This is a genomic window from Psychroflexus gondwanensis ACAM 44, assembly GCF_000355905.1.
Lineage (GTDB): Bacteria > Bacteroidota > Bacteroidia > Flavobacteriales > Flavobacteriaceae > Psychroflexus > Psychroflexus gondwanensis.
This window is the reverse complement of the sequence record NZ_APLF01000004.1, coordinates 400,823-412,604: the sequence shown is the minus strand read 5'-3', so window position 1 is coordinate 412,604 and position 11,782 is coordinate 400,823. Positions and strand designations below refer to the sequence as shown.

Sequence of the window (11,782 nt, the reverse complement as noted above, 5' to 3'; positions counted from 1 at the left end):
ATGTTTTCGACAGGATATATAACTACTATTGGGAAAATTATCGTCCCGATTGGAACCATCAATAAATGGCAGCACATTTTATTGGTATAATAAAAAATGCACTACGAGAATATGATCCATCTCAAACATAGGAAATCTATGAAGCATTGGCTTGGGTAGGCTTAAAAAATACAATTTCTTGGAATAATTTGCTGCAATCAGAAAGAGATAATTATGATCAAGTAAGACAAGATTTTATATCTAATAATTCAAATTGTCAGTAAAATGAAATATAAATTATGCTATTTATTATTTTTACTCTTTTTTGTTAAGATCAGTGCACAAGAAAATATCTACATTTTTTTTGATGAAGAAAAAGGTGGTTCTGTAAAACAAGGAAAGATTTCAAAAAGGTTTTATTTGAAACCATCAATAGATGCCAGTTATTTTGCTCATAATGAAAATGCTCAGAAGCCTATAAGAGTTTGTTTTGAAAGATATAAAGATAAAATTGTTTCAAAGGCAGAGGCAAATGATTTTGTTATACATAAATTAGAAAGGAAAGCTCAGAAGTTTGAAGAAGAAACAGGATTAAAGGGGAATATCTACCGAAATCCGCCATATGATTATAATGCTTTGTTTAAATCTATTTATATCTATATGAAAATAGATTCATTGAATGGAATATTATACAAAGTTCACTGGAATTATGCTATAGAATGAAAATTGCAATTAACAGAATTAAACCATTAGCTTTTATCTTATATTTGTTTTTAGTAGCAATTGTGCTTCTCAAAATATTATAATTGAACCAATAAAGTGTTAAGTAAAAAATGAGATCATAGAGCTTGTTCAAAAAGAATTTCAAGAACAAAAAAAACTCGAATATTTTGTCGATAGCAAAGTGCTTGATGAAACATATTTTGAGAATATGTAATAGTAACCATACTAGAGGTACAGCAGTCGATATAAGTAGAATTAATGGGCAAAAAATGTTTTTGATTGGACCTAATGACCAGATAAAAAAGTTACAAGAGGCCATGGACGATTTTCCAAATGTCTGAGAAAACTTTGGTCCACATTTTAAGCATAAATATAGTGCAGAAACAGACTCTTGGAATTATAATTATCCAATAGGCGGACATAAAGATCATATTCATTTTTCAGTGTTATAATTTTTTATCTATGAAATCAATTATATTTATATTTTTAATACTCATGTCTTTTTTTGTTGAAGCTCAGGAAATTACAGAATATGAAAAGCCTATAGACTTAAATTATATTCTAGGAACAATTTATTGGGACGATATTGTAATTAAGGAGTTGAGTGGCTGTAACGTGACTATTTTGAAGCAGTCAGACCCAAAGAGAACCCCTGAAGAATTATTCGAGGGTTATGGGGGGAAATTATCAAATTTGATAATTTCAGTTAATAATAAAGGTGAGTTTGCATATTCTGATCTTTATTTTATTAATGGTATTATTTCACCAAAAATTATTGAAGTCGAAGAAGATTTGAGTCAAAAACTTATAAAAATTAGAGTAAAGTTTAAAGACAAAAACTTTATTGAAATGCAAAGAATTTATGAAATTAATGCTTTATATTGATTAATTCAGATAGTCATTTACTTCCGATATTATGTCGGTATTATAGATGCTAAAGATAGTTATGCAGGCATTTATGATTATTGGTCCAGATACGTTTTAAATCCCCCAACCCCTTCTAGTCCAAAACATGACTTAATGGCACAACATATGTTAGGAACAATAAAAACATTTTTAATTGAATTTGATAGTAGCTTATCAAATTCTGAAGTTGAACCCTTGGCTTGGACAGGCTTAAAAAGAGGTATCGACGGAGATGATCAATCTCAAATAGATGCTCAAACTGGTTTAGTGGTCGACCCAATTACAGGGGCGAATGAATCTACAGTAGCTTGGACAAATTTATCAGAGGCACATCGTTTGAGCATCAATCAATATAAAAATAACTATATGCATAATACTCAACCATTTCAACAACAATAAACTTTCTAAGTCATTGTATCTTTTTTATGTTACTAATATCTCAAAAGGAAAAAGACACCTGTTTGATAATATCCTTAAAAGATAATAATGAATTTTATAGAATGGGTACTATTGGAAACTATGATGACCAGTTCTATTTATATTTAAAATACAAAAACTCACAAAAAAATAAAGAATATAAAAATCCACTGATAAATTTTCCTGTCAAAAAATATCCAGCCGGTGTTTCATTTAATTTAGAAAATAAACAAAAACTAAAGAATTTGCCTGAAGGTGCAGATAAGTGCAATTGTGCAAGTGTAGAAAAGTTCAATCTTGGCATGGAATTCAAATTATATATTGAAAAAGAGGATAGCTGGGTAGCTTTTAATGCGAAAAAGCTTTTAGTTGAAGAATAAAGGATTTAGGTTGTTTAAAATAGAAAAACTAATCGTTTCAGTTTAAGACGGTTAGTTTTAACTGGTAGTTATTAACTATTCAACAGAAGACGGCATATACGAACGAACTCAATCTCACAAAACTATGGCAACTCCTTTTTAAATGTAATGAAAGGAGAAACCTAGTCTAAATCGGCACCAGAACTATGTACATTTAGTTTCGATCTCGTTTGGCGTTGTAATTTTGGAGCTAATCACCCTCCGGGTTATCCTAATTGTCATGGAGGAAGCGTGGTAATTGGCTACAATGTAAGATGGACGTGTACTTCAGGTCCTGGAGGAGGTGGGTCGAATAATCCAGATCCCAATCCCAATCCTGGAAGTGGAGGAAGTGGAGACGGAGGGGACGATGAATGTTATGATTGTTTGCCTACAGAGCCAATACCGGGAGAGGAGGAATGCACAACTTCACTTTGTACACTAGACACTGTTTTAGAGCTTTACGCATTAGAAGCAGGAACCCGTCTTTGGATGTCTAGCCAGTATAGACAAGCTTTGCTTTCAGATGTATTAGATTTTATAATCTATGAAAATGATAACTCTGATGAGTCTAAATTATTTTCGATTGAAGGCATGGAAGCTGAAAGGAATGGTGGAGAAGTGGATTTTGAGGACCATCTAAGTGATTATGATTTTGGTGAGGAATCTGCAGAAATTCTAGTGTTTGAACAAGATTACAGAAATAGAATGAGTATGACTGAAAAATCTATTTTTGATAATCTTTCAAGACTACAACAATTAGATTATCTTCATAGTGCTTTTCTAGCTGAGTTTTATGCAAAAGTTTATTTTGAAGAAACAGTCTTGGTTCAGTATAATGGTGTAGGTGATGCATATCGCCATGCATTATGGAATGCTTTAGGTGCAGCAAAATTAGGAGAGAATTTAATGGAGCAATTATCAAGCGCTCATGAAGAAATACCATTTGAATACCCGCATCATTATAAGGAGAAAGAAATGGATTTATTCAATAATCAGATAGGTAGGAATATAGGTTCTGAATCTTTTTTTATGCTTATGATGAAAGTTAAATTTGCCTTGGATAAGGGATAATTAAGATATTTATCTAATACAAACCCAAGAGCTACTTCTACATCACAATTAATTCCAACAGACCAATGAAAAATTATATATTTTGTTTAATTCTACCTTTTTTAATTTCATGCACTGGAACTTTGAAAAAAAGCTGGGATATTAATGATTTTAGTAAAAAAAAGACTTTTACAATAGTTTCAGAAGGAGGTAAGAGTTACTCCACTGCTATCATAAAAATAAAAGGGAATGTAGATAAACGAATTTGTTTTACACTCGATGAAGCTTATGGTATGAATTGGTGTAACTATTTCAACTCAACAGATAGTGAAATAGAATTCAACACTAATTTTTATGGTGTAGGTGAATTTAAACTATACATGTTGCCTTCTTCAAATGTAAATGGAGATATAAGATTAACAATAGAGCTACCCTATACAATTAATTAATTGTGAATTATAAAGATAGCCATGTTCAACCCATAAATGCAAACCCAACTGCTATTGCTCAGGGTTTTACCAATGCAGTAGCAGAAACAATTTTACATGAATTTGTTCATTATGGCGAATACCAAGATGAAGAATGGAATAGTGAAGAGTCTGGATTACTTTTTGAAACAGATGTTTACGGTCAAACAGTTTGGAGAGAAAATGCTCTTATAATTTTAAAAAATCAATAAAATTTTCAAAGCTATGCTGAAATTTATTTTGATTTTAACTTATTCTCTGAAATTTTTTTTAAAGAACAAATACTTTCTGACTTATTAAATCTTTAAGCGTCTTTTTTGAAAACAAAGATGTCATATTCTTAGTCGATAATTCAGATTGTAAATATTCAACCAATTTTAAAAAGAAGTAAAGTATTATTGAGGCCACCGAGGAAAAAAAATGCTATAAAATTCAGAGGATTAAATTTTACAAAAGATTGTTTTAATGTAGAAATTGCACTTTTCTCTATAAATACAATTTATAAAGTCGAATATGGAATTTTTGAAAAAGATTCTATTTTTCTTAATTGTGGTTATTTGATGCAAATAAAACAACCAAAATCAAATTAAAAATCTTCCAATGGACATTTTTTTTTAGGTCTTAATAATGATTCTGTCAATAAGATTGATCTAAAGAAAAATGCATTAAAAGTCACAAATTTTAGTATCATCAAGCTTATGAAAATTTATAAAAACCCAACTCATACGAGTTGGTTTTTTATCGTTCAGTTTCAAGCCAGTTAAAATCCTTCAGCCAAATCTCTAAACCCCAGATGCCTCTTGAAAGTGTGTTAAAAACATAAAGCTTACTGTCTAAAAGCATCAAATTAACTACACACAAAATCAAAATAAATAAAAAGGCTTTAAAACGAGATAGCATTTCTTAAGATGCTGTGGTTTAATTGTGAGGATGGCTTACGATATTGGCGGATTGTCTTTATATTTGCGGCCTTAGAAAATAGACTTAATTATGCAATTATCAGAGCAAGAGCGCGTAAGGCGAGATAAATTAACCACCTTAAAGGGTATGGGCATCAATCCATATCCTGCAGACCAGTTTCATTATACCCATTCGTCTACCCAAGTGAAGGAGAACTTTGAGGAAGGGAAGAAAGTTGTGGTGGCCGGTCGTTTGATGTCTAGAAGGATTCAAGGAAAAGCTTCTTTTGCGGAGTTGCAAGATGGGGAAGGCCGTGTCCAGGTCTACTTCAACAGAGATGAGATTTGTACAGGAGAGGATAAAACCCTATATAATGAGGTCTATAAAAAATTACTAGACATCGGTGATTTTATAGGGATCGAAGGGGAGTTGTTTACGACTATGGTAGGGGAGAAGACCATAAAAGTGTTGGACTTTAAGCTGCTGAGTAAATCTCTAAAACCGCTTCCTCTTCCCAAAAAAGATAGAGAGGGCCATGAATACGATGGGTTTCAGGATGCAGAACAGCGCTACAGACAGCGTTATGTCGATTTGGTGGTGAACCCCGGAGTGAAAGATATTTTCAAAAAACGCTCGGCGTTGTTTACAGCAATGCGAAATTTCTTTAATGAAAAAGGCTATATGGAGGTAGAAACACCTATTCTCCAATCTATCCCAGGTGGTGCGGCAGCACGCCCGTTTATCACTCACCACAATGCTTTAGATATTCCTTTATACTTGAGAATTGCCAATGAGCTTTATCTAAAGCGTTTAATCGTAGGGGGGTTTGATGGGGTGTATGAGTTTTCTAAAAACTTCAGAAATGAAGGGATGGATAGAACTCATAATCCTGAGTTTACTGCTATGGAGATTTATGTGTCTTATAAAGACTACAACTGGATGATGGAGTTTACCGAGAACTTGCTGGAGTATTGTGCTTTGCAAGTTAACGGGACGACCAAAACTATGTTTAAAGAACATCATGTCGACTTTAAAGCGCCTTACAAACGGGTGACCATGACCGCTGCCATTATCCAATTTACAGGTTTCGATATTACAGGAAAGTCTGAAGAGGAATTGCGAACTGCTGCTCTGGAGATGAATTTGGAGGTGAATGAGACTATGGGCAAAGGCAAGTTGATCGATGAGATTTTTGGTGAGAAATGTGAAGGTAAGTTTATAGAGCCCACTTTTATTATCGATTATCCTAAAGAGATGAGTCCCTTATGTAAAGAGCATAGAGACAATCCAGACCTTACCGAACGTTTTGAACTGATGGTTTGTGGTAAAGAAATTGCCAACGCCTATTCTGAACTTAACGATCCTATTGAGCAAAGAGAACGGTTTGAAGATCAGATGAAATTATCTCAAAAAGGAGACGATGAAGCGACAGAATTTATCGATTATGATTTCTTAAGGGCTTTGGAATACGGAATGCCACCTACCTCTGGCTTGGGTATTGGAATGGACCGGTTAATTATGTTTTTGACCAACAACCCCTCCATACAAGAAGTCCTGTTCTTCCCTCAGATGAGGCCAGAAAAGAAAAAGGTAGAGCTTACTGAAGAAGAGAAAGTAGTTATAGACTTACTGAAAGTGACCTCTCCACAAGCCTTGGAGGAGATAAAATCCAAGTCGGAGTTGAGTAATAAAAAGTGGGATAAAGCCATTAAAGGACTTAGAACGAAAGACCAAGCTACAGTCGACAAAACGAATGAGGGTTTATTTGTAAACTTGGTTTAAATTGGTTTAAGTGATAAATTCTTATAAGTCTAATACCAATGTAGTTTTTAAATGATGCATTAAAAATTCGAATTATACGACGAAGTAGCTCAGCACAGGTTTTTTATTTAGTTGAGGAAAAAAATAGATGCATAGCACTAGTTACGGTTCTATTTTATGACGATTAGTAAGTGAAAAAGAAACTTATTTTATACCACATTTGAATATTAAATTTTTATAAATCCGGGACTTAAAAGAATGTATGTTTTTCATCATTCATTTTCTCTGGATCTTGCTTGGTATCAAAAACATCATTAATTATGACTTGATTTTCAAAAATTCTGTAAATCAGTTTATAATTTCCACAAACGAGATACCTATGATTTTGCTCAAGCTTTTCGAGGTTGAATTTAATTTGGCCTAGTTCGGAATTATTTTTGAGTTGATTTCTAGATTCAAGAATCTCTTCTGATCTTGTGGGCTACTTTTTTATTTACTTAGGTACTGTAATAGTCAAAAATATCTTTAAGATTTTTAATTGCGAAATCAGTTCAGATTATGGCCGTCTTTTACCAATTTTCGGATGTTTTTTCCAAATCTTCTTGACTTTTGAATTCTCCCTCTTTGAAATCTAATTCAGATTTTTTAATTCTATTTACTAATTCTTCAATCGTAAAAGGTTTCAATTCGGAATAGAATTCTCCTTCATTTTTTAAGATATAACTTTCTAACTTTTCCAATAGAACTTCATCTTGAACTTGAGCTAAATAGGTTATTAAATTTAATTTTCGAATTTGTAAATCCATAGTGAAAAGATGTTTACATCAAATACACAGATTATAACTCAAGTTCAGTTTAAAACTATTTTGTAGAATTCTAGCGAACAGATACTTCTAATTGACGCTAAGGGAGGTAGTGAGCTTTCTTGTTTCTGGTTTACCTGTGTTTAAGTTGTGTATAGTGACACATCTATTGCTTTAAGGCGCTAAACGTAAATTCATTGAAGGTTTCTAAGGTTTTGACCAAGGCATATTTCATGTTTTTTTCAGCCTTTAGGCTATCGTGAAAAACGATGATGCTGCCTTTACTAGCTGATCTTTCAATGCGATGAAAACAAGCCTCTTTGCTGAGGCTAGGCTTATAATCTTTACTGAGGATATCCCACATGATAATCTGTTGACTATCTCTTTCTAAGGCTTTAGCTTGAGTGGAGGTGCACTTGCCGTAAGGAGGTCTAAACAAGTGTGTAGAGGTAGTGTGTAATTCTATTTCTTGCTTACAGGCTTCAACATTTTCTAAGTAGGTTTTTGAAGAGGTTTTCCAACCGTTTAAATGGTTGAAGGTGTGATTTCCAATTGAATGTCCTTCATCTATAATCTGTTGAAAGAGTTCTGGATGTTTTTTTATATTATCTCCGATACAAAAAAAAGTAGCTTTAGCCTTATGGGTTTTTAAGGTATCCAAGACCCATGGGGTCACTTCAGGAATGGGTCCATCATCGAAGGTGAGGAACATTTCTTTCTTTTCGGTTGAAATGCTCCACACTCGGTGAGGAAATAGGTGCTGAAGAAAAGTGCTAGACCTCAACACCTTTACGGATTAGTGGGTAATTGATCTGGGGACGATAAGCCATCGCTTGCACTATCCTTTTCAATTTGGTTGATTTCGTCCTCTTCCAATTCTTGAAGCAGTTTTTCGTTCACATTCTCTTCAGGAGAGTCTTCGTAGAAATGACTAAACTTTTCTAGGTATGAATTGAACTCGGCAGCTTTGTCTTTGACCAATTCTTGGTCTTGTTGAATAATTAAAATATCCACAAGGCTTCTATACTTTTCAATTTCACTAAAGATCCTATCTGCATTCTCTATTTGGTTTTCATAATCTAGGCCTGCATAGTAAGTCAGCCACTCCTTATAATTATTAGCGACGGCTTCCCAGACTTCCCTTGCTTTTTCAGGCTTATTTACTTCATAATACCCATTTATAAAGGGTTCTAGAAGTTGATAGTATTGGAAATGTTTTACAGGAATGTTTTCCATGCCTAAATCTAGAACGTTTTCTGCTTTTTCCAGCTTATCTTCTTTGATCAATTTTTCAACTAATCGAGCAAGATTACTTCTATAGGTTATGGCATTTCTTCGGGTTTCCGTGTCGTGGTAGATGTCATCACTTCCACTATTGCCCCAATCCCAATCCATAACAATGTCATACATTTTATCGGCATCGATTCTGCCCATATCAAATGGATTTCTCTCATCCACAGGAGTTTTTATAGGGACAAGTTTATAGGTAACCCCTTCGAGTTGAAGGTAATCCTTCATCCATAGATAATCTTCGTTCCTAAAACTCCCTCCTGTGAAATAGATAGGGCGATCCCAATCGTTATTCGCTAAGAGGTCAAGCATCATTAAATTTGGTTTATAGAGAAGGTTATCTTCCAAATTGATTTCGAGATAAGGCTCAATTAAGTCAGCATTCTTTTGCTCTACGATTCCATTTTTAAGGACTTTTTCTTTATCCACAGGAACTCTTATGTTTTTGGTAGGAAAGGTGTTGATGACTTGCCCACTTTGGAGTTCTGCTCTGGTCGTTTCGTTATCGCTCTCGATATACTGAATAAATTGCTTGATGTTGAGTGAATCTCCTACCCTGGGATCTTTCTGAAACCAAACGGCATCATTGGTCCCATATTTATAGTCTTCGTGTTTCAACGTAGTCTTAATAGGCTCACTCTCGTAAGCTTTTCTTCTCATTTGGTCTATGTACCAATCTGTAGCAAAAAGGCTAGTGTTGATGGTCCTCACATCGGTTCTGTAGCCTTCAATTTCTTGGGCATACCACAAGGCAAAAGTATCGTTATCTCCTATGGTGAATAAAATGGCATTTTGATCTAAGCCCTCTAGATATTTCTTGGCCATGGCAAGAGTGGTGTATTTTCCAGAGCGATCGTGGTCGTCCCAATTTTCTGAGGCCATAAGGACGGGGACACAGATTAGGCAAAGTAGTCCAACCGCTGGAGCTACTAGCTTGGGCGTGACATAAGCCTTCAAGTAATGGAATAGAGCATAAACGCCCAATCCAATCCAAATGGCAAATACATAAAACGATCCTACTAGAGCATAGTCTCGCTCTCTGGGCTCAAAAGATCGCTCGTTGAGGTATATTTTTAAAGCGATTCCTGTAAATAAGAAAAAGACAGTGAGCACCCAAAAGCGCTTTACATCTTTGGATGCATGAAAAAATAAACCGATTAAGCCTAAGATAAGCGGTAGAAAGTAGTAGGTGTTTCTTGCTTTATTTTCAGAAAGGTCTGAAGGTAAATTCTGTTGACTTCCAAGTCGATTTTCGTCAATAAAGTCGATACCGCTTAACCAATTACCATCAAAATTTGTGTATTTTCCTTGTTCATCGTTTTGTCTACCAGCAAAATTCCACATAAAATACCTCCAATACATATAGCCCATTTGGAACTCAAACAAGTAGCTGAGATTCGAGGCAGCAGAAGGCTTTTCAACATCCAAGTATTGGTTAAAGCGTTTTAAAAAGCTGATGTAACCATCAGAAGAGACCTCTCCTTTTCTGTAATCGGCTCTAAATGTTTCAATAATTGAACCTAATTCTTGTTCTCCTCTGTACTCTGGTTTTATAGAAAATTCTAGAGGTCCAGTAAACATCATGTAATTGGCAGCATGTTGTGTACTCCACATCCTCGGGAGAAAGGTTTTATGTGAGGCATCAGAATTTTGTTTGGCATTTTTATAATCATTGATAATCACATACTCTTGCTTCTCTTCATCTTTCTCATAAATCGCATTATCATCTACATAAGGGTTATCGGGGTCTAATCCAGCAAATAACTCGGTAAACTGAGGACCGTAAAACAGATGCGTTTCACCATATTGATCTCTGTTATAATAAGCGAGGAGTTGTTGAGCACTACTAGGATTATTTTCATTAATTACAGTCCCAGCGTTGGCCCGTATGGGTAGCATAATCCAACTAGAAAAGCCTATAAATACAAATAGGATACAAAGTAAAACCGTATTGATGTGAATATAATTTTTACGTCTCGTGTATTTGAGTCCAAAATAAAACGCAGCAATTACTAGTAAGCCTGCTATAACAGTACCTGAATTGAAGGGTAAGCCTATGCTATTTACAAAAAAGACTTCCATTTTTGCGAAAAAGGTCAAGGAATAGGGCAGGAGGAGTTTAAAAATAAACAATAAGATTCCAACAACGACGAAGTTGGCAATCACAAAGTTTTTGATGGTGATTTTTTTGAAATTTTTGAAATAATATAAAAAGCCTATCGCGGGAATGGTTAATAGGGCCATAAAATGAACTCCAAAGGAAAGCCCCACTATCAGACAGATTAAGATTAGCCAACGATTTCCTCTAGGCTTATGCATATCTCTTTCCCATAGCAATCCGGTATAAAACATGGCCGCCATAATACATGCTGCCATGGCATAGACTTCTGCTTCTACAGCGCTAAACCAAAAACTATCTGAGAACGTAAAGGCTAATGCTCCAACCAGACTACTTGCCAAAATAGCAAAGTCTGAAGAAGTTCCTTTGGCGTCTATTGTTTTAGTAAGTTTTTTTAGTAATAAAGTGATGGACCAAAACATGAATAAAATAGCAAAAGCACTCGCCACACCAGACATCAAATTTACCATGTAGGCAATCTGACTTTCATCTGAAGCAAACATGGAAAAGAAGGCTCCAAAAATTTGATAAAATGGAGCTCCAGGTGGGTGACCAACTTGAAGCTTAGCAGAGGTCGCTATATATTCACCAGCATCCCAAAAGCTTGCTGTTGGCTCTACGGTTAAGATATAAGTCACAAGAGCAACAAGAAAGGCAAACCAGCCTAAAAGTTTATTCCAAAATGAGAAGGCAGATTTAGTCATGGATATAAATATTTTGAGCGAAAATAAACAATTATGAAATCTTATAAACGTATGATCTGATTATTATTACTTAGAAACCAACCATCTTTCTGAAATGAACTGTAAATATTTTTTTGAATAAATTTTGAAATACTTTTGCTCATATAAAAGTTAGTTTTATATTTGCATTCCAATTGAATATTGGCCTATGGTGTAACTGGCAACACATCTGGTTTTGGTCCAGAAGAGTCTAGGTTCGAAACCTAGTAGGCCAACATTAAAC

General features: G+C 34.5%; 11 protein-coding genes and 1 tRNA gene. 9 read left to right on the top strand and 3 right to left on the bottom strand.

Annotation, left to right across the window (positions count from 1 at the left end; all coding sequences use genetic code 11):
* Positions 1–264: 264 nt before the first annotated feature.
* The 8 genes from PGOND44_RS05675 to lysS all read left to right on the top strand — a co-directional run bounded on the left by PGOND44_RS05675 (position 265) and on the right by lysS (position 6,625).
* On the top strand, positions 265–702 hold the full coding sequence (locus tag PGOND44_RS05675; protein WP_003437810.1) for a hypothetical protein: 438 nt from the start codon (positions 265–267) through the stop codon (positions 700–702).
* A gap of 462 nt (positions 703–1,164) precedes the next feature.
* Complete coding sequence (locus PGOND44_RS05670) at positions 1,165–1,587, top strand: hypothetical protein (protein ID WP_155943798.1); 423 nt, start codon at positions 1,165–1,167, stop codon at positions 1,585–1,587.
* 135 nt (positions 1,588–1,722) lie between these two features.
* Complete coding sequence (locus tag PGOND44_RS05665) at positions 1,723–2,007, top strand: hypothetical protein (protein ID WP_003437804.1); 285 nt, start codon at positions 1,723–1,725, stop codon at positions 2,005–2,007.
* Between the two features lie 62 nt (positions 2,008–2,069).
* Positions 2,070–2,405 (top strand): hypothetical protein, encoded by a 336-nt coding sequence (locus PGOND44_RS05660; protein WP_003437803.1) that lies wholly within the window; start codon positions 2,070–2,072, stop codon positions 2,403–2,405.
* 270 nt (positions 2,406–2,675) lie between these two features.
* A complete protein-coding gene (locus PGOND44_RS14960) occupies positions 2,676–3,497 on the top strand; it encodes a DUF6973 domain-containing protein (RefSeq protein WP_003437802.1) in 822 nt (273 codons plus the stop codon).
* Positions 3,498–3,619: 122 nt separating this feature from the next.
* The gene (locus PGOND44_RS05650; protein ID WP_040555817.1) at positions 3,620–3,925 is read left to right on the top strand and encodes a hypothetical protein; all 306 of its coding nucleotides are present in this window, start codon (positions 3,620–3,622) and stop codon (positions 3,923–3,925) included.
* Positions 3,926–3,927: 2 nt separating this feature from the next.
* Entirely contained in the window at positions 3,928–4,155 is a 228-nt protein-coding gene (locus tag PGOND44_RS05645; protein ID WP_003437800.1) for a hypothetical protein, read from the top strand.
* A gap of 778 nt (positions 4,156–4,933) precedes the next feature.
* Positions 4,934–6,625: a lysine--tRNA ligase gene (lysS, locus tag PGOND44_RS05635; protein ID WP_003437796.1), complete on the top strand. Its 1,692-nt coding sequence runs from the start codon at positions 4,934–4,936 to the stop codon at positions 6,623–6,625.
* Between the two features lie 548 nt (positions 6,626–7,173).
* Here lysS and PGOND44_RS05630 read toward each other — a convergent pair.
* The 3 genes from PGOND44_RS05630 to PGOND44_RS05620 form a co-directional block, all read right to left on the bottom strand.
* Complete coding sequence (locus PGOND44_RS05630) at positions 7,174–7,410, bottom strand: hypothetical protein (RefSeq protein WP_003437792.1); 237 nt, start codon at positions 7,408–7,410, stop codon at positions 7,174–7,176.
* A 163-nt stretch (positions 7,411–7,573) separates the two neighbouring features.
* Positions 7,574–8,191 carry a polysaccharide deacetylase family protein gene (locus tag PGOND44_RS05625; protein ID WP_040555835.1) on the bottom strand — a complete coding sequence of 206 codons (618 nt, stop codon included), beginning with the start codon at positions 8,189–8,191 and terminating at the stop codon, positions 7,574–7,576.
* 5 nt (positions 8,192–8,196) lie between these two features.
* A complete protein-coding gene (locus PGOND44_RS05620; protein WP_003437787.1) occupies positions 8,197–11,520 on the bottom strand; it encodes a glycosyltransferase family 117 protein in 3,324 nt (1,107 codons plus the stop codon).
* A gap of 181 nt (positions 11,521–11,701) precedes the next feature.
* On the opposite strand from PGOND44_RS05620, the gene PGOND44_RS05615 reads away from it, so the two are divergent.
* Positions 11,702–11,774 (top strand) — tRNA-Gln (locus PGOND44_RS05615).
* Positions 11,775–11,782: the final 8 nt, after the last annotated feature.